The organism is Elioraea sp., from assembly GCF_051860475.1.
GTDB lineage: Bacteria > Pseudomonadota > Alphaproteobacteria > Acetobacterales > Acetobacteraceae > Elioraea.
In genome coordinates, this window is record NZ_JBHYDW010000009.1 from 9,546 (window position 1) to 30,540 (window position 20,995).

The window sequence follows — 20,995 nt, forward strand, 5'->3', positions numbered from 1 at the left end:
CCCCACCCACCCCACCTCGACCTCCGTGGGGGGCGGGGGGCCCGGCGGGCCGGGGGGCGCGGGGGGGGGGGGGGGGGGGGGGGGGGGGGGGGCCCCCCCCCCCCCCCCCCCCCCCCCAGCGCTATTTCGCGGTGTTCCCTGCCCCTTCCAGCCCGAACTGCGCCTCGTGCAGCGCGCGGTACACCGCCCCCTGCTCCAGCAGTTGCCGATGCGTGCCCTGCTCGGCGATCCGCCCATCGGCGACCACGACGATCCGGTCGGCGTTGCGGATGGTGGCAAGCCGGTGCGCGATCACCAGCGTTGTCCGCCCTTCGGCGAGTTCGGCCAGCGAGGCCTGGATCGCGCGCTCGGTCTCGGTGTCGAGCGCGCTGGTGGCCTCGTCGAGGATCAGCACCGGCGGGTTCTTGAGGAAGATGCGCGCGATCGCGAGGCGCTGCTTCTGCCCGCCCGAGAGCTTCACGCCGCGCTCGCCGATCACGGTGTCGAGCCCGTCGGGGAGTTCGCGGATCATCCCGTCGAGCCGCGCGCGCCGCGCCGCCTCGAGGATCTCCGGGTCCGAGGCGCCGAGCCGGCCATAGGCGATGTTCTCGCGGATCGTGCCGGCGAACAGGAACACGTCCTGCTGCACGATGCCGATCTGCGCGCGCAAGCTGGCGAGGGTGAAGTCGCGGATGTCGATCCCGTCGATCGTGATGCGCCCGGCATCGACGTCGTAGAAGCGCGGCAGCAGCGCGCAGAGCGTGGTCTTGCCGGCGCCCGAGGGGCCGACCAGGGCGATCGTCTCGCCCGGCGCGATGGCAAGCGCGATGTCGCGCAGCACCGGCCGGTCCGGCTCGTAGCCGAAGCGCACGCCCTCGTAGTGCACCGCGCCCTTCAGCGGCGGGGCGGGACGGGCCTCGGCGCGGTCGACGATGTCGGGTTCGGTGCCGATGAGCTGGAGGTAGCGGCGGAACCCGGCGATGCCCTTGGGGTAGGTCTCGATCACCGCGTTGATCTTGTCGAGCGGGCGGTAGAACACGCCGACCAGCAGCAGGAAGGCGACGAAGTCGCCGATCGTCATGGCGCCCTGGACGATGAAGATCGAGCCCGCCAGCATCACGACCACCTGCACGGCGCGCATGCCGAGATAGTTCAGCGTCAGGCTGATCGCCATGATGCGGTAGGCGTCGAGCTTCACCCGGCGGTACTTTTCGTTGTCATCGCCGAACAGGCGGCGCTCATGCGCCTCGTTGGCGAAGGCCTTGACGACGCGGATGCCGCCCACCGCCTCCTCGATGCGGGCGTTGAAGGCGCCGACGCGGCCGAACTGCGACTGCCAGTTCTGCGTCATTCGCCCGCCGTAATGGGTGATCACCCAGGCGGCGATCGGCACGACCAGCCCGGCGATCAGCGCGAGCGCGGGGTTCACCCAGATCATCAGCGCGAAGGCGCCGAGGAAGGTGAGCACCGCGATCAGCAGGTCCTCGGGGCCGTGATGCGCGACCTCGCCGATCTCCTCGAGGTCCTTGGTCATGCGCCCGACCAGGTGCCCGGTCTTCTGCCCGTCATAGAAGCGGAACGACAGCCGCATCAGGTGGTCGAAGGCGCGGCGGCGGAGTTCGGTCTCGATCGCGATGCCGAGCACATGGCCCCAGTAGGTGACGATCGCCATCAGCGCGCCGTTGACGAGGTAGAGCGCCATCAGCGCGGCGATCGCGAGCAGGATCAGCGGCAGCTCCTGGCCCGGCAGCAGGTGGTCGATGAAGCCGCGCACCGCCATCGGGAAGGCGAGCTCCAGCATGCCGGAGAGGGCGGCGCAGCCGAAGTCGAGCATGAGCAGCCGCTTGTGCGGGCGGTAGTACGCGAGGAAGGCGCGGAGCATTGGCGGTCCTGGAGGAGGTCTGTCGCGCACGGCGCGCGTTTTGCCGGCCCGCAGGGACGCCGGCGGCGATCGAGACCGCGGCGTGGCCGACTCCTGTGTGCCGGAGCCGGCCGAGGGTTGGCAACACCTGCGCGGCCGATGCCGGGCGGACCGTGTCGGAAAACTTTACACGTCCCGGAGGATAGTTCGATGCAGAATTGAAGACTCGAGCAGTTTCAAAGGGTTGTAACTTTGGTGTGTGGTTTGCATGACAATTTATCCATGTCTCCACAATTTGACTGGAGGTGCACCATGCGCCGCTCGCTCCCCGCCCTCCTTGCCGCCGGGCTGATCACCCTGCCCGCCGTGCCCGCCGAGGCGAACCTGCTCGTGAACCCCGGCTTCGAGGACTCCTTCAACGGCTGGACCACCTCCGGCGACACATCGCGGTTTGTGTGCGCGACCACGGTGATCGGCTGCGCGCCCGACGGCGGGACGTTCAACGCCTTCGTCGCCGCTGGTTTCGGAGGGATCACCAGTTCCAGCCTCTCCCAGGCGGTGGATGTCGTCGGCCCCGGCACCTACGCCTTCGGCGCCTATCTCTCGTTCGACACCGACCAGATCGCCGGCAACTTCAGCCAGGGGCAGATCTCGCTCAGCGTGCAGGGCGCGGGCGTGTCGGCCACGCTCGGCGCCGATCCCAATGCGCTCGCAGGGGACATCAGCATTCCAGGCTCGGGCGGTTTCCTGTTCTCCGAGTGGATGCTGTTCAGCGGCACGCTGACCTATGCAGGGATCGGCCCCGCCTCCCTGCTCGTCAACATCAGCGCGCAGAGCTTCGACCCTGACCTGCGCTTGCTGCTCGGCGTGGACAACGTGTTCATCCGCGCCGCCGCGGTGCCCGAGCCCGCCTCGCTCGCGCTGCTCAGCGCCGGGCTGCTCGGCCTCGGCGCCGCGATGCGCCGGCGCTACGCGAACGGATCGGCGGCGTAGCGCACGGCGGTCAGCGCCAGCCCCTCGGCCGGGGCGGTCGGGCCGGCCGCGGAGCGGTCGCGCGCGGCGAGCGCGGCCGCCACGTCCGCGGGCGTCCACCGCCCCTCGCCCACCAGCTTCAGCGTGCCGACCAGGTTGCGCACCTGGTGGTGCAGGAAGCTGCGCGCCTCGGCGACGATGCGCACCAGATCGCCCTCGCGCGCGACGTCGAGCCGATCCAGCGCCTTCACGGGACTCGCGGCCTGGCAGGCGGCAGCGCGGAACGAGGTGAAGTCGTGCCGCCCGACCAGCAGCGCGGCGGCCGCCTGCATGGCGGCCTCGTCGAGCCGGCGCTTCACATGCCACACCCGGCCGGCGAGGAGTGCCGGGCGGGCGCGCCGGTCGAGGATGTCGTAGCGATAGGCGCGGCCGATCGCGGAGAAGCGGGCGTGGAACTCCGCCGGCGCGCGCACGGCCGTCACGACGGACACGCGGTGCGCGCCGAGATGGAAGTTCACCGCCTCGCGCAGCCGCAGCGGATCGATCGCGCGCGCGAGGTCGAGATGCACCACCTGCGCGTCCGCATGCACGCCGGCATCCGTGCGCCCGGCCGCGACCGCGACCACGGGATCGCGCGGGGTCAGGCGCGCGGCCGCCTCCTCCAGCGCCTGCTGCACGGAAAGGCCGGTCTCCTGCCGCTGCCAGCCGACGAAGCCCGCGCCGTCGTACTCGACCAGCAGGGCGTAGCGCGGCATCAGCCGAGCCGGTCGCCGGGCGCGAGCGAATAGCCGCGCAGGAAGGCGTCGATGTCCTGCGGCGCGCGGCCTGCCCGCTGCATCCGGGTCAGACGAAGCACCGTGCCGCCGCCGCAGGCGACGCGCCCGCCGTCGAGCAGGGTGCCGGGCGGCGCTTCGGTTCGATCCGCGCAGGGCACGGCGGCGAGCACCTTCAGCGTCTCCTGGCCGTGGCGCGTGTGCGTGCCGGGCCACGGGTTGAGCGCGCGCACCTGGCGGTCGATCACGGCGGCCGCGCGCGACCAGTCGATCCGCCCGTCCTCGCGGGTGAGCTTCGGCGCGTAGGTGACGCCCTCGTCCGGCTGCGGCACCGCGGGCGGGTCCTCCGCCAGCGCGCGCAGGATCAGCCGCGCGCCGAGTGCCGCCAACGCATCGTGCAGCGAGGCGGCGGTCGTGTCCGGCCCGATCGGCACCGCCTCGGCGAGCAGCATCGGCCCGGTGTCGAGCCCCTCCTCCATGCGCATGATGGTGACGCCCGTGCGGTCGTCGCCGGCCAGGATGGCGGCCTGGATCGGCGCTGCCCCACGCCAGCGCGGCAGCAGCGAGGCGTGGATGTTCAGGCAGCCCCGGCGCGGCGCGTCCAGCATCGGCCTGGGCAGGATCAGCCCATAGGCCGCGACCACCGCGGCGTCGAGATCGAGTGCGGCGAAGGCCGCATGCTCCGCCTCGTCGCGCCGCAGCCGCGCGGGCGTGCGCACCGTCAGCCCCAGCGCCTCGGCCGCGACGTGCACCGCGCACTTCGTCTCGCGCTGGCCGCGATGCGCCGGCTTCGGCGGCTGGCTGTAGACCGCCACGATCTCGTGGCCCGCCGCGTGCAGCGCCTTGAGCGCCGGCACCGCGAAGTCGGGGCTGCCCATGACGGCGAGCCTCACGCCTGCGCCTTCTCCTTCTGCGCCTTGGCCAGCCGGCGCAGGATCATGTTCCGCCGCAGCGACGAGATATGGTCGATGAACAGAACGCCATCGAGATGATCGATCTCGTGCAGCAGGCAGCGCGCCATCAGCCCCTCGGCCTCGATCGTGCGGCGCACGCCGTCCGGCCCGAGATAGCGCACCGTCACCGCGCGCGGGCGCGCCACATCGGCGTACTGGTCGGGCAGGGAGAGGCACCCTTCCTCGCGGACCTCGGTCTCGGCGCTGGCGCTGACGATCTCCGGGTTGATCAGCACCACCGGCTCGCGCCTGTCCTCGCGCTGGAGGTCGATCACGGTGAGGCGCAGCCCCACGCCGACCTGGGGCGCGGCAAGCCCGATCCCGGGGGCGCGGTACATCGTCGCGAGCATTCGGGGCACGAGGTCGCGCACGACGTCGGCGTCGCCGGGGCCGACCGGCCTCGCCTTGCGGCGCAGCAGCGGGTCCGGGGCGATCAGGATCCGGAGCAGCTCCCCCTCCATGGCGGGGGGCTGAGAGGCAGCGTCGATCATCCGCGTCAGGTAGCGTTCGCCCCCGACGGCGGCAATGCCCGGGCGCGCGGGCCGGTCTTGCGCCGGCGCAACGCGTTTCCCATCTCGATGGGGCCAGGGTGCCTTCGGGGCCCTGGCAGGATGCTCGCTCGGAACGAGGAGACCGACATGACCCGCACATCGCCGTTCGGCAGCCCGCTGTTTCTCGGCTTCGACCATCTCGAGCAGATGCTCGAGCGGCTGTCGAAGAACGGCGGCGAGGGCTACCCGCCCTACAACATCGAGCAGACCGGGCCGGCGAGCCTGCGGATCACCCTCGCGGTGGCCGGGTTCACGATGGACGACCTCGCGATCGTGCTGGAGGACAGCCAGCTCGTCATCCGCGGCCGCCAGGCCGAGGAGGCGCCGGGCCGGGTGTTCCTGCACCGCGGCATCGCCGCGCGCCAGTTCCAGCGCACCTTCGTGCTGGCCGAGGGGATCGAGGTGAAGGGGGCGTGGCTGGACAACGGCCTGCTGCACATCGACCTCGAGCGGCTCCAGCCCGAGAGCCGCGCGCGCACGGTACGGATCGGCTCGCGCCCGGGCGGCGCGACAGTTTGAAGGCCCGGGCGCGTAACCGGGGCCGGCAACGGACCGGAAACCAGGGTGTGGCCAAGATGGCGCACCGGAGGAGTGTGACGCGATGAACATGCACAGGATCCGCGGCCAGGCGAGTTTCCCTGCGCCGACGCGCCAGCAACTCGCCGAGTTGGGGCTGGGCGGCCTTGCCTATGTCCGCCCGGTGGTCGTGGACGGTCAGTCGGCCTTCGCGATCTTCGGCGCCGATGGCGCGCAGATCGGGCTCGCGCCGGACCGGGCGCTGGCCGACGCGGCGATCGTCCAGCACGAGATGGTGCCGGTCAGCGTGCACTGAGCGCGCGCGACCAGCCTATCCACCAAGCGACGGCGCGGGCCGTCGGGGCGATGGCGTCGGGGCGATGGCGTCGGGGCGATGGCGTCGGGGCGATGGCGTCGGGGCGATGGCGTCGGGGCGATGGCCGACGCGCCTATGCGGCGATCCGCGAGGGCGCGATGCCGAGCGACGTGGAGGTGACGGTCTCGGCCTGGTCGAGATCATCCTCGCTCATGCCGTAGAGGTCGCGCACCATCGCGGCGGTGAGCTGCGCCGGGACGCCGTCGAACACGACGCGACCGTTGCGCATGCCAACGATCCGGTCGCAGTACTGGCGCGCGGTGTCGAGCGTGTGCAGGTTGCAGAGCACGGTCAGCCCGTCCTCGCGGTTGATGCGGCGGAGCGCGTCCATCACCACCTTGCCGTTGCGCGGGTCGAGCGACGCGATCGGTTCGTCGGCGAGAATGATGCGCGGCTCCTGCATCAGCGCGCGCGCGATGGCCACGCGCTGCTGCTGGCCGCCCGAGAGCGTGTCGGCCCGCTGGAGGGCGGCCTCGGCAAGGTCGAAGCGGTCGAGCGTGCGGATCGCGACCGCGCGCTCCTCGGCGGTGAACAGCTTGAACAGCGAGCTGAGCGTGCCGCGGTGGTTGAGCCTGCCCATCAGCACGTTGGTCAGCACGTCGAACCGCTGCACCAGGTTGAACTGCTGGAAGATCATCGCGCAATCGGTGCGCCAGTCGCGCAGCGCCCGGCCCCGCAGCGCCCTGACGTCGCGCCCCTCGAAGGCGATCCGCCCCTCCGAGGGTTCGATCAGCCGGTTGATCAGGCGCAGCAGCGTCGATTTGCCGGCGCCCGAACGGCCGATGATCCCCACCATCTGCCCGTCGGGGATCGCGAGCGCGACGGCATCCACCGCGGTCACGGTGCCGAACCGCCGCGTCAGATCCGTGATCTCGAGCATGCCGACCTCCTGGACCGCCGCGGTCGGACTTAGCGTGTCGCCTGGCCGAGCCGGGATGATCGTTGCGTGACAAACGCGCCGCGGCGGTCGGCCGATCCCCTGCTCGCCCCTCCCGTCACCCGGCGATGATGCGCCGACGGAGCCGCCCCGAGGTCCAGTCGATCACCGCGACCGTGACGAGGATCAGCAGGATGATGAAGGCGACCTCCTGCCAGTCGTCGAGCCGGATCCGCTCGGCGAGCTGAAGCCCGATGCCGCCGGCGCCGACGACACCCAGGATGGTCGCCGAGCGCGTGTTGCTCTCGAAGAAGTAGAGCACGTGCGACAGCATTACCGGCAGCACCTGCGGCAGGATGCCGAAGCGCGCGCGCTCGACGGCCGTGGCACCCGCCGCTTCGATCCCCTCGACCTGGCGCCGCTCGACGTTCTCGATCGCCTCGGCGAACAGCTTGGCGAGCGTGCCGGTGTCGGGCACCGCGAGCGCGAGGATGCCGGCGAAGGGTCCCATGCCGACGGCAGCGACGAAGACGATCGCCCAGATCAGGCTGTCAATCCCGCGCAGACCATCGAACAGCCGGCGCAGGCCGAAATGGAGCAGCCGCACCGGCATCACGTTGCGCGCGCCGGCGAAGCCGAGCGGCACGGCGGCGACCGCCGCCAGCAGCGTGCCCATGAACGCCATGGCCAGGGTCTCGGCCAGCCCGTGCAGCATCTGACCGAGATGGCCGCCATGGGCGGGCGGGATCATGAAGCGCACGAGGAAGCCGAGCTTGCCGAGCCCGTCGACGAACGCGTCCCAGCCCGGCAGCACGCGCCAGAGCCCGAGCGCGAGCACGGCGATGAACAGCGTCCAGACCAGCGCCAGCCTGCACCGCTCGGCCTCCGTGCGGCGGAAGACGCGCGGATGCGCCTCCCGGATCGCTGCGAGCTCGGCCGCCCCGATCATCGTGTCGCCCGCCGCGGCCCCGCCTCGATCAGGCCATGGCGCAGCCGTTCACAGCCCATGTCGATGAGCGACACCGTGACGAGGATCAGCAACACGATCGCGCTGATGTCGGAATAGATGAAGCGCCGCACGACGAGGTAGAGCTCCTCGCCGATCCCGCCCGCGCCGACGATGCCGAGCACGCTCGCCGCGCGCACGTTGATCTCGAAGCGCAGCAGGCCATAGCTGACGAAGTTCGGCAGCACTTGCGGCAGGACGGCGAAGCGCATCGTCTCGGTCCAGCTTGCGCCGGCGGCCGAGAGGGCCTCGATCGGGCGCGGATCCACGTTCTCGTTCACCTCCGCGAACAGCTTGCCGAGCGCGCCTGCGGAGTGGATGGCGATCGCGAGCACCCCGGCGAAGGGGCCGGGGCCGAAGGCGAAGACGAAGATCAGCGCGAAGACGAGCTCCGGCACGGTGCGCGCGAACTCGAAGCCGCGACGCGCGGCCCAGAACGACCACCGGTTCGGCGCGAGATTGACGGACGCATGAGCGCAGAACAGCACCGCCACGCCCGCGCCGGCGAGCGTGCCGACGAATCCCATCAGCACCGTGTCGAGCATCAGCAGAAGCCAGACATCGATCGCCCAGTACCACTCGCCGATGTCGGCGAGGGGCTGGCGGGGGGAGATCGCCGGCAGCGTCCGGTGCACGTAGTCGAGAATGTTCGGCACGCCGGCGGCGAAGCGCGCGAGGTCGACCTCGCCGACCACGGTGGAGGCGACGAACGCTGCGCCGAACACCAGCGCCCCGACGCCGGTCGTCAGCGCCTTCCGCCGCTGAAGGGCCCGGTAGTGGCCCTCGAACCGGGCGACGGCCGCGCCATCGTCCGCGATCGCCGTCACGTCAGGTGCGGCGCTGGCGACGCAGCCGGTCGAGCTCCTCGGTGATCGCGACCATGTCGAGATAGTCGTCGTGCGTGCGGCGCACCAGGCCGCGCGACTGGCCGCTTGTCAGCCCGCGCCACGCCTCAGGGTTCGTCTCTGGCAGGGCCATCAGCGTCTCGACGTAGAGGTCCCTGAGGCCCTGCGGCAGATTGGTGCGCATCACGAAGGGGCTGTTCGGAATGAGCGGGCTCTTCCAGACGATCCGCCACTGGCCCGGCGGGATCATGCTCTTCTCCTCCATCCGCTGGGGATTGCTGCGCTGCTCGTTGGTCCACCAGGTCGCGATCGCGTCGTAGCTGCCGTTCAGCAGCCCGATCACGCTCTGCTCGTGGTTCCCGGAGAAGGACGTGCGGGAGAAGAACGCGCCGGGATCGATCCCTTCGCGCCGCAGATAGAACATCGGCGCGGCGTAGCCCGAGGCGCTGTTCGGGTCGGCCCAGGCGAAGGACCGGCCGCGCAGATCGGCCAGCGACCGGTAGGGCGCATCGGTGCGCACGATGATCACCGAGTGGTAGCCGAGGCCGCCTTGAAGATCGGTGCCCGAGGCCACCGGCACGATCTTCTCGCCGGCGACGCGGCGCGCGAGCGCATAGGCGGCGGGGCCGAGATAGCCGAACTCGGCCTGGTCCGCGCGCAGCGCCTCGACGGTCGCGGCGTAGTCGGTGGCGCGGAAGACGCGGAACGGCACGCCGAGCGCCTCGGTGAAGTGGCGCGAGAACGGCTCGAAGCGAACAAGCACGTCGCGCTCGTTCTCCGAGCTGATCATGGCGAATCGCAGCTCGCGGAACCCGCCGCGCCAGTCGGCCTGGGCGGCGGCGGCGAAGGGAGCGAGGGCGGCACCGGCGAGCACGGCGCGGCGGCTGAGCACGGGCGTCATGGCGGTCTCCTCGGCGAGAGCGGATACGGCGGACTTAACAGCCTGCCGTTTCGTCGTCATGACCGTTTCGTGACGTCTCGATGACCGGTCCGGAGTCGTGGCGCTGGCGGCGCGCCGGCGCTACGGATAGCAGCCAGCCGCGCGGGCGCGCGCGCGCACCAGCGCCAGCACCGTGCGGCAGGTCGGCGCCGGCAGGTCGAGCAGCTCGGCGAACTCGACGATCACGCCGAGCAGCGCGTCGATCTCCATCGGCCTTCCGCGCTCCAGGTCCTGGAGCATCGAGGTGCGGTGCGCGCCGACCTCGGCCGCGCCGGCCATGCGCTTATCGACGTCGATGCCGAAGCGGATGCCGAGCGCCTCGCCGATCGCCTGCGCCTCGACCATCATCGCCCGGCACACCGCGCGCAGCTCCGGCTCGCCGGTCAGCACGTCCAGCGTCTGCATGGTCAGCGCCGAGACCGGGTTGAAGGTCAGGTTGCCCCAGAGCTTGACCCAGATCTCGTCGCGGATGCGCGGGCGGACGGGCGCCTTGAACCCGGCCGCGATCAGCGCCTGCGAAAGGCGGTTCGCGCGCTCGCTGCGGGCCCCGTCCGGCTCGCCGAGCGAGAACCGGTCGCCATAGGTGTGCTCGATCACGCCAGGCTCGATCACCTCGGCGGCCGGATAGACGATGCAGCCGATCGCGCGCTCGGGCGGCAGCGCGCGGAGAAGTTTCCCGCCCGGATCGACCGACTCGACGGCGCGCCCGTCGAACGGTCCGCCGTGCCTGTGGAAGTACCACCACGGGATGCCGTTCACCGCCGAGACGATCGCGGTCCCGGGGCCCAGCAGGGGATGCATCGCCTCGGCGACGCCGGGCAGCGAATGCGCCTTCAGCGTGATCACCACGTAGTCCTGCGGCCCCGCCTCGGCGGCGGTCGCGGCGCAGCGCGGGCGGGTCACGATCTCCTCGCCACCGGAACGCAGCCGCAGCCCGTTCGCCTGCATCGCCGCGAGATGCGGGCCGCGCGCCACCACGGTGACATCGGCCTCGCCCTTCTGCGCGAGGCGCGCGGCGAGCAGGCCCCCGATCGCGCCGGCGCCGAAGACGCAGATGCGCATCAGGCGGTGAGCCCCAGCTTCTCGGCGAGCCCGATGCGCTGGAGCTTGCCGGTCGCCCCCTTCGGGATCTCGGTGAGGAACAACACTTTGCGCGGCACCTTGAAGTCGGCGAGGTGCTGGGCCGCGAAGTCGCGCAGTTCGCGCTCGGTCAGTTCGGTGCCGTCGCGCAGCACGATCGCCGCGCCGACCTCCTCGCCGAGCTTCGCATGCGGGATCGCGAAGGTGACGGCCTGGGCCACGGCGGGATGGGCGGAGAGCACGCCGTCCACCTCCAGCGGGCTCACTTTCTCGCCGCCGCGATTGATCAGTTCCTTCAGCCGCCCCGTGAGCGTGAGATAACCCTCCGCGTCGAAGGCGCCCTGATCGCCGGTGCGGAACCAGCCTTTCGTGAACGCCTTCGCGTTCGCCTCCGGATTGTTCTCGTATCCGTTCGTCACGCTCGGGCCACGGATCACCACCTCGCCGATCGCGCCCTGCGGCAGCAGCGCGCCCGCCTCGTCCATGATCGCGATCTCGGGGCCGGCCGCGATCCCGACCGAGCCCGGCTTGCGCGGGCCGGCAAGCGGGTTGGACGCCATCTGGTGCGAGGCCTCGGTCATGCCGTAGCTCTCGACCAGCGGCGCGTGGAAGGTCTGTTCCAGCGCCAGCATCACGGGGCCCGGCAGCGAGGCGGAGGAGGAGCGCAGGAAGCGAAGCGGCGCGCGCGCGATGATCTCGGCATTGCGCTCGGCGCGGGTGAGGATCGCCTGGTGCATGGTCGGCACGGCGGTGAACCAGGACGGCCGCTCCTCGTCGAGCCAGCGGAAGAGGCGCAGCGCATCGAAGCCCGGCGTGCAGATCACCGCGCTGCCGGCGGCGAGCGAGGCGAGCGTTGCCGCCATCAGGCCATGGATGTGGAACAGCGGCATGATGTTGAGGCACGCGTCCTCGGGCGTCAGCGCGAGCGTGGCGCGGATGCTGCCGGCCGAGGCGGTGACGTTGCCGTGCGTCAGCGGCACGATCTTCGGCCGCGCGGTGGTGCCCGAGGTGTGCAGCACCAGCGCGACGTCGTCCGTGCCGGCGGGGCCGGGCGAGGCGGCGGTCGCGGGCGTGCCGCCGTCAAGCGTGAACTCGCCGGCGGCCGCGCCCGGCACGAGGTCGAGCACGGGGATGCCGAGCCGCGCGGCAACGGCGCGCGCGGGCGTGTCGGTGCCCTTGAGCACGACCAGCGCCTTGGCCTTCAGGTCGTCGAGATAGAAGGCGAACTCCTCATCGCGGTAGGCGGGGTTCAGCGGCGCGGTGGTGGCGCCGCAGGCGATGGCGACGAAGGCGGCGGCCATTTCGGGGCCGTTCGGCAGCACGATCGCCACGCGGTCGTTGCGGCCGATGCCGATGCGGTTGAGCGCCGCGACAGTCCGGTCGGCGAGGCTGCGCAACCCGGCATAGGTGAGCGTGCTGCGCCCGGGCGCACGGATCGCCGACTGTGTCGCCGCGCCGGCGCCCAACAGATCATGGATGGTGAGGAACGGTCGCATCGTCATCCCTTGCGGCAGGCGGCGGAGTATGGCCTGCAGGACGGCGGCGTAAAGGGCACGCGCCCCGCGGCATGGGCAGCCCGCCGCGCCGCCGAGATATGATCGTTCGTTTGCAGGCAGGCATACGACATGGATTTCCGTTGACAACGGCTGCCGCGCAACTCCATATCGGACATCAACGACACGGAACAAGCGTCGGCAGATGGTGACGGAAGGCTGCCCTGTCTCTCGGGAGATCGTGCATGCCGAACGCCCGCTGCCGCGTCCTCCTCCCCGCCATGCTTGGCTTGGCCGCCGTCGTTGCGGCGACCGAGCGCGCCGGCGCGCAGCCCGCCTGGGAGCCCACACGGCCGGTCCAGTTCCTCGTCCCCGCCGGCACCGGCGGCGGCGCCGACCAGATGGCGCGCACGATCCAGGGCATCGCCTCGAAATACGAGCTGATGCGCCAGCCGATCGTCGTCACCAACAAGGGCGGCGGCGCCGGCGCCGAGGCATTCCTCGAGGTGAAGAACAGCCGCGGCAATCCCCATATCCTGGTGATCACGCTCTCGAACCTGTTCACCACCCCGCTCGCGACCGGCGTGCCGGTGTCGTGGCGCGACATGACGCCGGTGAAGATGCTCGCGCTCGACGAGTTCGTGCTCTGGGTGCATGCCGAGAGCCCGTGGCGGACGGTGAGCGAGTTCATCGCCGCGGCCAAGACGCAGCGCCTGCGCATGGCCGGCACCGGCTCGCGCCAGGAGGATCACATCATCACCGCCGCGATCACCCGTGCCACCGGCGCGCAGTTCACCTACGTGCCGTTCCGCGGCGGCGGCGAGGTCGCGACCCAGCTCGTCGGCCGGCATGTCGACTCGACGGTGAACAACCCGATCGAGGCGGTCACGCACTGGCGCGCCGGCACGCTGCGGCCGCTCTGCGTGTTCGACGGCCAGCGCCTGCCGGTGACCGACAGGATGACGGCGACGATGGCCTGGAGTGACATCCCGACCTGCAAGGAGTCGGGCCTGGACGTCGAGTACCTGATGCTGCGCGGCATCTTCATGCCGCCCGGCGTGCCGCCGGCGGCGGTGGCGTTCTATGTCAGCCTGCTCGACCGCGTGCGCGCGACGCCCGAATGGCAGGAGCTGATGCGCAACGGCGCCTTCAACACCACGACCATGATCGGCGAGGACTTCGCCCGCTGGGTCGAGCGGGAGGAGGAGCGCCATCGCAGCCTGATGACCGAGGCCGGGTTCCTCGCGCGCTGATCCGGCCGAGACGCGCAAGCAACCGCCCCGCACCGGCGACGACACCCGATGGCTGACCGGGGACGTGGCGTACGCACACGCGCCGCCGAGCTCGCCGTCTCGGCCGGCATCGCCGCTCTGGGCTTCCTGATGGTCGCGGACGCCTACCGGCTCGGGATCGCCTGGGACCTGGACGGGCCGCAATCCGGCACGTTCCCGTTCTGGACCGGCCTCGTGATGATCGCGGCGAGCCTCGCCACCTTCGCCGCCGCCGCGCTGAGCCGATCGCGGGCGAGCTTCGCGACCGCCGAGGAGCTCGCGCGCGTCGCACGGCTGTTCGTTCCGGCCACCCTGTTCGTCGCCGCCGTGCTGGCGATCGGGCTCTACCTGCCGGCGGCCGCGCTGATGGCCTGGTTCATGACGGTGCTTGGCGGGTACCGCCTGGTCACGGCCGCCCTGAGCGGGCTCGGCATGTCCGTCGTGATCTTCGTCGTGTTCGAGAGGTGGTTTCTCGTCGCGCTGCCGAAGGGACCGATCGAGACGCTGCTGGGCTACTGACGTGGAGAACCTTCACGCCCTGATGGCCGGATTCGCGGTCGCGCTCGTGCCCGAGAATCTGCTGTTGATGGTCCTCGGCGTGATGCTCGGCATCGTCATCGGCGTGCTTCCCGGGCTCGGCGGAGCCAACGGCATCGCCATCCTGCTGCCGCTTACCTTCGCCATGCCGCCGGTCAGCGCCATCATCATGCTCTCCTGCATCTACTGGGGCGCTCTGTTCGGCGGCGCGATCACCTCGATCCTGTTCAACATCCCGGGCGAGCCCTGGTCGGTCGCGACTACCTTCGACGGCTATCCGATGGCCCAGCAGGGCCGTGCGGCCGAGGCCCTGACGGCAGCGTTCACCTCCTCCTTCGTCGGTGCCCTGTTCGCGATTCTGATGATCACTGCGATCGCGCCGCTGGTTGCCGCCTTCGCGCTCCGCTTCGGCCCGCCCGAGTTCTTCGCGGTGATGTTCCTCTCCTTCGCGTCCTTCGTCGGGCTGACCCAAGGCTCGGCCTGGAAGACGCTCACGGCGATGATGGCGGGGTTCCTGATGGCCTGCGTCGGCCTGGATACGGTCACGGGGCAGCTCCGCCTGACCTTCGGCTCGACCGAGCTGCTGCGCGGGATCGACTTCCTGGTCGCGGTGATCGGCCTGTTCGGGATCAGCGAGATCATGATCGCGATGGAGGAGGGCCTGGCCTTCCGCGGTGCTACTGCCCGGATCGACCCCAGGGTGGTCTGGCAGGTCTGGAGGACGCTGCCGCGCCACTGGGCGATCGCGCTGCGCTCCTGCGTGATCGGCTGCTGGATGGGGGTGACGCCGGCAGGGGCGACGCCGGCCTCGTTCATGTCCTATGGCATGGCGCGGCGGCTCTCGAGGGACGGTGCCGCCTTCGGCAGCGGACGCATCGAGGGGGTGATCGCGCCGGAGGTCGCCAACAACGCCGCCGGCGTGGCCGCGCTGCTGCCCATGCTCGCCCTCGGCGTGCCGGGCTCGCCGACCGCGGCGGTGCTGCTGGGCGGGCTCGTGATGTGGGGCCTTCAGCCCGGGCCGATGCTGTTCATCGAGCAGAAGGAGTTCGTCTGGGGACTCGTCGCGTCGATGTATCTCGGCAATCTCGCGAGCCTGGTCGTGGTGATGGCGCTGGTGCCGTGGTTCGCGGCCATCCTGCGCATCCCCTTCGCGATCATCGCGCCCTTGATCCTGATCGCCTGCGCGATCGGCGCCTTCACGGTGAACAACGCGGCCTTCGATCTGGTGCTGATGCTGGTCTTCGGCGTGGTCGGCTACGTCATGAAGAAGCTCGACTATCCGCTCGCGCCGCTGGTGCTGGCGCTGGTGCTCGGGAACCGAACCGAGCAGTCGTTCCGGCAATCGCTGCTGCTGAGTGACGGCTCGCTCGGCATCTTCTTCGCCAACTGGCTGGTCGGCGCGATCATGGCGCTCGGCTTCCTCATGCTGTTCTGGCCGATGCTCGGGCGGTTGCGCGCCGCCGTCCTGGCGCGGATCTAGCGGCGAGGCTTCGCCCGCGACCGAACCGTCCCGACCGCGGGAGGATGGTCCGACAGCGCCATCCGGCCTAGGCTGGCGGAATGGACGCCCAGACCCGCACGATCGTCTTCATCAACGCGGCGCACACGCTGACCCACTACGCGCTGCTGATCCTGCCGACGGCGGTGCTGGCGATGGGCGGGGCGTTTCCCGGGCTCGACTACGGCGCGATTGTGACGCTGGGCACGGCGATGTTCGCGATCTACGGGCTCGGCTCGCTGCCGGTCGGGTGGCTCGCGGAACGGTACGGCGCGCGGGCCATGATGGCGGCGTTCTTCGTCGGCACGGGGGCCGCGCTGGTCGCCTCGGGGCTGGCGGTGACGCCGATCACCTTCGCCCTCGCACTCGGGCTCGTCGGCGCGTTCCTCGCCATCTACCATCCGGTCGGCACCGCACTGCTGGTCGATGTCGCCGGGCCGGGAGTCGGCCGCGCGATCGGCATCAACGGGGTGTTCGGCAATCTCGGTGTGTCGCTCGCGCCGCTGCTGACCGGCGTGATCGTGGCGGTGTTCGGCTGGCGCGCCGGGTTCGTCCTGCCCGGCGCGGTCTGTCTCGCGATCGGGGTCGCCTATCTGCGCACGCCCGCCTCGGTGACCGCGGCAGCCCGGCGCGAGGGTGCGGTGTTCCCCGACATTCCCCGTGCGACCGCAATCAAGGCATTCATCGTGCTGACCGCGATCGCGGTGACGAACGGGCTGATGTTCAACGCGATCACCATCCTGCTGCCGAAGCTTCTGGAGGAGCGGCTGTCGGGCAGCGCCGATGCGCTGGCCTTCATCGGTCTGATCGCCTTCGCGGTGTCAATCTGCGGTGCGGCGACGCAGTACACAGTCGGGCGGATGGCGGACCGGGTGAGCCTGCGCGCGCTGTTCCTCGGCCTCGCGGCGAGCCAGATGCCGCTGGTGCTCGGCCTGACGCTGGCTTCGGGGTGGCTGACGGTACCGCTTGCCGCGGCGACGATCGCGACGATCTTCGGCCAGGTGACGGTGAACGATGCGATGCTCGCGCGCACGGTGCCGCCGGCATTGCGGGCGCGCGCCTATGCGGTGCGGTTCTTCGTCGGCTTCGTCGGCGCGGCGGCCGCGTCGCCACTGGTCGGCGTGCTGCATGCGCGCACCGGCGACATGCAGGCGGTGCTGTGGACGCTCGCCGCGGTGGGCTTGCTGACGGCGGGGTTCGCGGCGCTGTTCCCCCGCCTGACCACGGCGACGGTGCCGCGGCCCGCAGCGGCGGAGTGAGGGTGCAGGGATGAGCTTCGATCTGGTGCTGCGCGGCGGCACGGTGGTGACTGCATCGGAGGAGATGCGCGCCGATGTCGGCGTGACGGACGGGCGGATCGTCGCGATCGCCGAGTCGCTCGACAGCGCGGCGCGCATCCTCGACGCCGGGGGCCTGCTCGTGATGCCCGGCGGCGTGGACACGCATTGCCACATCGAGCAGCTCGAGGCGAACGGCACGGTGCACGAGGACAGTTTCGTCACCGCCTCGCAGAGCGCCTTCGCCGGCGGCACCACCAGCGCGATCTGCTTCGCGAGCCAGTTCAAGGGCCACCCGATCGGCCCGACGCTCGACGACTACCGACGGCGCGCGCGCGCCGCGCTGATGGACTACTCGTTCCACCAGATCATCACCGACCCGACCGACCAGGTGATCGCGCAGGAGCTGCCGGCCATCGTCGAGATGGGTATCCGCAGCTTCAAGGTGTTCCTCACCTACGACCCGCTGCACGTGGACGATGCGCAGTATCTGCGCGTGCTGGCGACCGCGCGCAGGCTCGGCGCGTTCGTCACCGTGCACTGCGAGAACTACCAGGCGATCCGCTTCATGACCGAGGCGCTGCTCGCGCGCGGCATGACGGCGCCGAAATATCACGCCTGGTCGCGCCCGCCCGTGGTGGAGCGCGAGGCGACGCATCGTGCGATCGCGCTCGCGGAGCTGCTCGACCAGCCGATCCAGGTGTTCCATGTCTCCTGCGCCGAGGCCGCCGAGGAGATCGCGCGGGCGCAGGCACGCGGCGTGAAGGTCTGGGGCGAGACCTGCACGCAATACCTGACGCTGACGGCAGGGCACATGGACCGGCCCGGCTTCGAGGGGGCCAAGTTCATGTGCAGCCCCTCGCCGCGCGACGAGCCCGAGCACGAGCGCGTCTGGGCGATGGTGCAGCGCGGCGTGCTGGATGTGATCAGCTCGGATCACTGCGGGTATTCCTATGAAGGGAGCGCCGGCAAGGGCCAGAACGGCCGCGACGCGAACTTCCGCGACATCCCGAACGGCATCCCGGGGATCGCCGCACGGCTGCCGATCGTGTTCAGCGAGGGCGTGTCGAAGGGTCGCATCAGCGCCTCCGCGTTCGTGGCGCTGACGGCGACCAACCCGGCGCGACTGTTCGGACTCTCGCCGCGCAAGGGCACGATCGCGGTCGGCGCGGATGCCGATCTCGCGCTGTGGGATCCGACCAGGCGCGTCACCATCACCAACGCGCTGATGCAGCACGCGATCGACTACACGCCCTATGAGGGGCTGGAGGTCACCGGCTGGCCGGTCGCGACCATCCGCCGCGGCGAGGTGGTGATGCAGGATGGACGGGTGCAGGCGGAGGAGCGGTCGGGCAGGTTCCTGCCGCGCGGACCCTACGTGCTCACGCGCGGCCGCGGCGTGTTCGCCAACGGCTTCGATCCGGTCGGTTGACGCGACCGCCGCGCGGTCCCTAGGCTTCGCGCAGAGGGAAGGGGGAGAGACGTCGTGGCGCGCAGCTACCTGAAGCGAGCCGAGCCTCGCACGCCGGCTGATCGGCGTGCGCTCGAGGACAGGGTCCGCGAGATCCTCGACGACATCGCCGCCAACCGCGATGACGCCGTGCGCCGCTACGCGCGCCAGTTCGACCGGTGGGAGAACGAGACGTTCCGCGTCTCTGACGACACGGTCCGCGCGGTCGAGCGCGCCCTGCCCGAGACCTTCAAGGAGGATTTCGCCTACGCCCACGCGAAGGTGACCGGCTTCGCGCGTGCCCAGCGGGACTCGATGCAGGAGTTCCAGACCGAGATCGAGCCCGGCATCACGCTCGGCCAGAAGCTGATCCCGGTCGCGAAGGTCGGCTGCTACATCCCGGGCGGGAAGTACCCGCTGATCTCCGCCGCGATCATGTCGGTCGCGACGGCGAAGGTCGCGGGCGTCGGCCACATCATCGGCGCGGCCCCGCCGCGCGACGCGGACGGGATCTATCCGCAGACGCTCTACGCGCTGCACCGCTCGGGCGCGGATGAGATCTACTGCATCGGCGGCGTGCAGGCGCTCGCGTCGATGGCCCATGGCTGTGTCGGCATGACGCCGCGCGACCTCATCACGGGGCCCGGCAACGCCTTCGTCGCCGAGGCGAAGCGGCAGCTCTTCGGCACGGTCGGCATCGACCTGCTCGCTGGCCCGACCGAGATCCTGGTGATCGCGGACGAGACCGCCGATCCGGCGCTGGTCGCGACCGACCTGCTCGGGCAGGCCGAGCACGGCCCGGACAGCCCGGCCTGGCTGATCACCACCTCGCGCCGATTGGGCGAACAGGTGCTGGGCGAGATCGCGCTGCAACTGAAGACGCTGCCGACCGTGGCAATCGCCGGCCAGGCGTGGGAGACGCTCGGCGAGATCATCGTCGTCGAGAGCGACGCGGAGGCGGTCGCGGTGTCGGACGAGTACGCCCCCGAGCACCTCGAAGTGCAGACCGCGCGCGACGACTGGTACCTCGCGAACCTGACCAACTACGGCAGCCTGTTCGTCGGCGAGCAGTCGACGGTCGCTTACGGCGACAAGGGTGTCGGCACGAACCACACCCTGCCGACCGGACGGGCGGCGCGCTATACGGGCGGGCTCTGGGTCGGCAAGTTCATCAGGACCGTGACGTGGCAGCGGCTCACCGATGACGCCTCGCGGCGGATCGCACCGATCATGGGGCGGATCTGCCATGAGGAGGGGATGCTGGCGCACGAGAAGACGGCGGATGTGCGCTTCGCCCGCTACGCGCCGAAGAACGTGTGACGCAACGACGGGCATGAGCCCGCGACGTGAGGAGGAAACCATGACCGCAACGATACGCCTGTCCGCGACCCGCCGCCGCCTGCTGCAAGGCGCGGGCGGCGCCGCCCTCGCCGCCGGCCTCGCGGCCCCCGCGATCGCGCAAGGAGGCCCGCGCGTCGCCCGCGTCTGGGGCGAGCCCGGCCCCTATGGCGGGGTGTTCGTGCAGGGCATGAACGAGTGGGCCCAGCGCAACAACGCCAATATCCGCTTCGAGATCGAGCAGATCCCGTGGGACGGCGTCACGGTGAAGCTGACCACCGACCTCGCCGCGCGGCGCCCGCCCGCGCTGATCAGCGTGGAAAGCCCGATCGCCTATCAGCTCGCCGCCGAGGGCCTGCTGGAGCCGGTCGATGACGTGACCACCGCGATCCGCGCCAAGGAGCGCCTGGTGGACGGCTTCACGCTCGAGCAGTTCGGCGGCTGGAGGGGCACGAACTATGCCGTGCCGGTGCACCACCAGCCCTGCCTGCTCGTCGTGCAGCAGGACATCATCAACGAGCTCGGGCTCGGCAATCCGGCGGAGTGGACCTGGGACCGCTTCGCCGACGCGGCAAAGGCGATCTCGGAGAAGAAGCCGGGCATGGCCGGCTACACCATGGCGCTCGGGCGCAATCTCTGCGCCGACTACCACATCTCCCAGTTGATCTGGCAGGCCGGCGGCATGACCTGGGACCCGGCGGACGGGTTCAAGACCGTGTTCGACAGCCCCGCCACCGTCGAGGCGTTCGAGTTCATCAGGCGCCTGAACCCGTACATGCCGCGCGCCGCGGTCGAGTTCAGCTTCCTCCAGGTCGTCGACCAGCACGTCACCGGCCGCACCGGCATGTCGGCCTATTGGGGCCGCACCATGGGCCGCGCGGCCGAGGAGGCGCCCGCCATCTTCCAGCACATGGAGTACTACCTGAACCCCGCCCATCCGCGCACCGGCGGGCGCTGGTCCTGGACCGACATCAATGGCTGGATCATCCCCGCGCGCGACAATCCGTTCATCCGCGAGGTGAAGGAGGCGGTCGCCTACGTGTCGAACAGCGTCGACTGGATGGTGCGCTACAGCCAGAGCCTGATGCCGAACGTGGGGCCGGTGTTCAAGGACGTCGCGAGCGCGCCGGCGATGCTCGCCCATCCCTTCTACCAGTCCAAGAAGCGCACGCTCGAGGTGATCTTCGAGCAGTCAGTGCCGCACGCCTGCAACACCGGGCTCGAGCTGAAGAAGGGCGTGAATCCGCTCGCCGGCTTCGCGCACGGCCGCAGCGTGTGGGCCCAGGCGGTGCAGCGCATGCTTCTGAACAACGAGTCGGCCAAGGTGGCGGCGGAATGGGGCCACCGCCAGTTCGAATCGATCCGGCGCGACAACCAGCGCCTCCTTGCGGGCTGAGGGGGG

General features: G+C 70.8%; 20 protein-coding genes. 10 read left to right on the forward strand and 10 right to left on the reverse strand.

All coding sequences use genetic code 11. From position 1 onward, the window contains the following. Positions 1-121 precede the first annotated feature (121 nt). Positions 122-1,861: an ABC transporter ATP-binding protein gene (locus ACTIFU_RS03160; protein ID WP_439576835.1), complete on the reverse strand. Its 1,740-nt coding sequence runs from the start codon at positions 1,859-1,861 to the stop codon at positions 122-124. A 291-nt stretch (positions 1,862-2,152) separates the two neighbouring features. Here ACTIFU_RS03160 and ACTIFU_RS03165 point away from each other — a divergent pair, with 291 nt between their 5' ends. After that, entirely contained in the window at positions 2,153-2,833 is a 681-nt protein-coding gene (locus tag ACTIFU_RS03165) for a PEP-CTERM sorting domain-containing protein (RefSeq protein ID WP_439576836.1), read from the forward strand. Here ACTIFU_RS03165 and truA read toward each other — a convergent pair. The 3 genes from truA to def are packed head-to-tail and all read right to left on the reverse strand — an operon-like array spanning position 2,809 to position 4,999. Continuing rightward, positions 2,809-3,567, reverse strand: a complete 759-nt coding sequence (gene truA, locus ACTIFU_RS03170) for a tRNA pseudouridine(38-40) synthase TruA (RefSeq protein WP_439576837.1) — start codon at positions 3,565-3,567, stop codon at positions 2,809-2,811. The genes ACTIFU_RS03165 and truA overlap by 25 nt on opposite strands. Continuing rightward, positions 3,567-4,478 carry a methionyl-tRNA formyltransferase gene (gene fmt, locus ACTIFU_RS03175; RefSeq protein ID WP_439576838.1) on the reverse strand — a complete coding sequence of 304 codons (912 nt, stop codon included), beginning with the start codon at positions 4,476-4,478 and terminating at the stop codon, positions 3,567-3,569. The genes truA and fmt overlap by 1 nt, the downstream gene beginning before the upstream one ends. Beyond that, entirely contained in the window at positions 4,475-4,999 is a 525-nt protein-coding gene (gene def / locus ACTIFU_RS03180; RefSeq protein WP_439576839.1) for a peptide deformylase, read from the reverse strand. The genes fmt and def overlap by 4 nt, the downstream gene beginning before the upstream one ends. 177 nt (positions 5,000-5,176) lie before the next feature. Between def and ACTIFU_RS03185 the strand changes: the two genes are divergently transcribed. Both ACTIFU_RS03185 and ACTIFU_RS03190 read left to right on the forward strand, forming a co-directional pair. Beyond that, positions 5,177-5,608 (forward strand): Hsp20 family protein, encoded by a 432-nt coding sequence (locus ACTIFU_RS03185; protein WP_439576840.1) that lies wholly within the window; start codon positions 5,177-5,179, stop codon positions 5,606-5,608. Between the two features lie 82 nt (positions 5,609-5,690). Then, positions 5,691-5,921 (forward strand): DUF1150 family protein, encoded by a 231-nt coding sequence (locus tag ACTIFU_RS03190; protein WP_439576841.1) that lies wholly within the window; start codon positions 5,691-5,693, stop codon positions 5,919-5,921. A 133-nt stretch (positions 5,922-6,054) separates the two neighbouring features. On the opposite strand, the gene phnC is transcribed toward ACTIFU_RS03190, so the two are convergent. From phnC to ACTIFU_RS03220, 6 genes are all read right to left on the reverse strand, one after another. Beyond that, positions 6,055-6,861 carry a phosphonate ABC transporter ATP-binding protein gene (gene phnC, locus ACTIFU_RS03195; RefSeq protein WP_439576842.1) on the reverse strand — a complete coding sequence of 269 codons (807 nt, stop codon included), beginning with the start codon at positions 6,859-6,861 and terminating at the stop codon, positions 6,055-6,057. A gap of 115 nt (positions 6,862-6,976) precedes the next feature. After that, positions 6,977-7,807: a phosphonate ABC transporter, permease protein PhnE gene (gene phnE / locus ACTIFU_RS03200; RefSeq protein ID WP_439576843.1), complete on the reverse strand. Its 831-nt coding sequence runs from the start codon at positions 7,805-7,807 to the stop codon at positions 6,977-6,979. Beyond that, positions 7,804-8,691: a phosphonate ABC transporter, permease protein PhnE gene (gene phnE, locus ACTIFU_RS03205; RefSeq protein WP_439576844.1), complete on the reverse strand. Its 888-nt coding sequence runs from the start codon at positions 8,689-8,691 to the stop codon at positions 7,804-7,806. The genes phnE (ACTIFU_RS03200) and phnE (ACTIFU_RS03205) overlap by 4 nt, the downstream gene beginning before the upstream one ends. A 1-nt stretch (position 8,692) precedes the next feature. Beyond that, positions 8,693-9,610 (reverse strand): phosphate/phosphite/phosphonate ABC transporter substrate-binding protein, encoded by a 918-nt coding sequence (locus ACTIFU_RS03210; protein WP_439576845.1) that lies wholly within the window; start codon positions 9,608-9,610, stop codon positions 8,693-8,695. 120 nt (positions 9,611-9,730) lie between these two features. After that, positions 9,731-10,711 (reverse strand): 2-dehydropantoate 2-reductase, encoded by a 981-nt coding sequence (locus tag ACTIFU_RS03215; RefSeq protein WP_439576846.1) that lies wholly within the window; start codon positions 10,709-10,711, stop codon positions 9,731-9,733. Beyond that, positions 10,711-12,225: an acyl--CoA ligase gene (locus ACTIFU_RS03220; RefSeq protein WP_439576847.1), complete on the reverse strand. Its 1,515-nt coding sequence runs from the start codon at positions 12,223-12,225 to the stop codon at positions 10,711-10,713. Before ACTIFU_RS03220 ends, ACTIFU_RS03215 begins: the two co-directional genes overlap by 1 nt. A gap of 242 nt (positions 12,226-12,467) precedes the next feature. Between ACTIFU_RS03220 and ACTIFU_RS03225 the strand changes: the two genes are divergently transcribed. From ACTIFU_RS03225 to ACTIFU_RS03255, 7 genes are all read left to right on the forward strand, one after another. After that, positions 12,468-13,475 carry a Bug family tripartite tricarboxylate transporter substrate binding protein gene (locus tag ACTIFU_RS03225; protein ID WP_439576848.1) on the forward strand — a complete coding sequence of 336 codons (1,008 nt, stop codon included), beginning with the start codon at positions 12,468-12,470 and terminating at the stop codon, positions 13,473-13,475. A 48-nt stretch (positions 13,476-13,523) separates the two neighbouring features. Beyond that, positions 13,524-14,012, forward strand: coding sequence for a tripartite tricarboxylate transporter TctB family protein (locus ACTIFU_RS03230; RefSeq protein WP_439576849.1), 489 nt, complete (start codon positions 13,524-13,526; stop codon positions 14,010-14,012). A 1-nt stretch (position 14,013) separates the two neighbouring features. Further along, the gene (locus ACTIFU_RS03235; protein WP_439576850.1) at positions 14,014-15,510 is read left to right on the forward strand and encodes a tripartite tricarboxylate transporter permease; all 1,497 of its coding nucleotides are present in this window, start codon (positions 14,014-14,016) and stop codon (positions 15,508-15,510) included. Positions 15,511-15,590: 80 nt separating this feature from the next. Then, positions 15,591-16,787 (forward strand): MFS transporter, encoded by a 1,197-nt coding sequence (locus tag ACTIFU_RS03240; RefSeq protein WP_439576851.1) that lies wholly within the window; start codon positions 15,591-15,593, stop codon positions 16,785-16,787. Positions 16,788-16,797: 10 nt separating this feature from the next. After that, positions 16,798-18,237, forward strand: a complete 1,440-nt coding sequence (gene hydA / locus ACTIFU_RS03245) for a dihydropyrimidinase (protein ID WP_439576852.1) — start codon at positions 16,798-16,800, stop codon at positions 18,235-18,237. 54 nt (positions 18,238-18,291) lie between these two features. After that, on the forward strand, positions 18,292-19,575 hold the full coding sequence (gene hisD / locus ACTIFU_RS03250; RefSeq protein WP_439576853.1) for a histidinol dehydrogenase: 1,284 nt from the start codon (positions 18,292-18,294) through the stop codon (positions 19,573-19,575). Between the two features lie 40 nt (positions 19,576-19,615). Then, complete coding sequence (locus ACTIFU_RS03255) at positions 19,616-20,989, forward strand: extracellular solute-binding protein (protein ID WP_439576854.1); 1,374 nt, start codon at positions 19,616-19,618, stop codon at positions 20,987-20,989. Positions 20,990-20,995: the final 6 nt, after the last annotated feature.

Coding starts and splice junctions, on each gene's coding strand:
- ACTIFU_RS03160 (WP_439576835.1), bottom strand. CDS start 1,861: ATGCTCCGCGCCTTCCTCGCGTACTACCGCCCGCACAAGCGGCTGCTC.
- ACTIFU_RS03165 (WP_439576836.1), top strand. CDS start 2,153: ATGCGCCGCTCGCTCCCCGCCCTCCTTGCCGCCGGGCTGATCACCCTG.
- truA (WP_439576837.1), bottom strand. CDS start 3,567: ATGCCGCGCTACGCCCTGCTGGTCGAGTACGACGGCGCGGGCTTCGTC.
- def (WP_439576839.1), bottom strand. CDS start 4,999: ATGGAGGGGGAGCTGCTCCGGATCCTGATCGCCCCGGACCCGCTGCTG.
- ACTIFU_RS03185 (WP_439576840.1), top strand. CDS start 5,177: ATGACCCGCACATCGCCGTTCGGCAGCCCGCTGTTTCTCGGCTTCGAC.
- ACTIFU_RS03190 (WP_439576841.1), top strand. CDS start 5,691: ATGAACATGCACAGGATCCGCGGCCAGGCGAGTTTCCCTGCGCCGACG.
- phnC (WP_439576842.1), bottom strand. CDS start 6,861: ATGCTCGAGATCACGGATCTGACGCGGCGGTTCGGCACCGTGACCGCG.
- phnE (WP_439576843.1), bottom strand. CDS start 7,807: ATGATCGGGGCGGCCGAGCTCGCAGCGATCCGGGAGGCGCATCCGCGC.
- ACTIFU_RS03210 (WP_439576845.1), bottom strand. CDS start 9,610: ATGACGCCCGTGCTCAGCCGCCGCGCCGTGCTCGCCGGTGCCGCCCTC.
- ACTIFU_RS03215 (WP_439576846.1), bottom strand. CDS start 10,711: ATGCGCATCTGCGTCTTCGGCGCCGGCGCGATCGGGGGCCTGCTCGCC.
- ACTIFU_RS03220 (WP_439576847.1), bottom strand. CDS start 12,225: ATGCGACCGTTCCTCACCATCCATGATCTGTTGGGCGCCGGCGCGGCG.
- ACTIFU_RS03225 (WP_439576848.1), top strand. CDS start 12,468: ATGCCGAACGCCCGCTGCCGCGTCCTCCTCCCCGCCATGCTTGGCTTG.
- ACTIFU_RS03230 (WP_439576849.1), top strand. CDS start 13,524: ATGGCTGACCGGGGACGTGGCGTACGCACACGCGCCGCCGAGCTCGCC.
- ACTIFU_RS03240 (WP_439576851.1), top strand. CDS start 15,591: ATGGACGCCCAGACCCGCACGATCGTCTTCATCAACGCGGCGCACACG.
- hydA (WP_439576852.1), top strand. CDS start 16,798: ATGAGCTTCGATCTGGTGCTGCGCGGCGGCACGGTGGTGACTGCATCG.
- ACTIFU_RS03255 (WP_439576854.1), top strand. CDS start 19,616: ATGACCGCAACGATACGCCTGTCCGCGACCCGCCGCCGCCTGCTGCAA.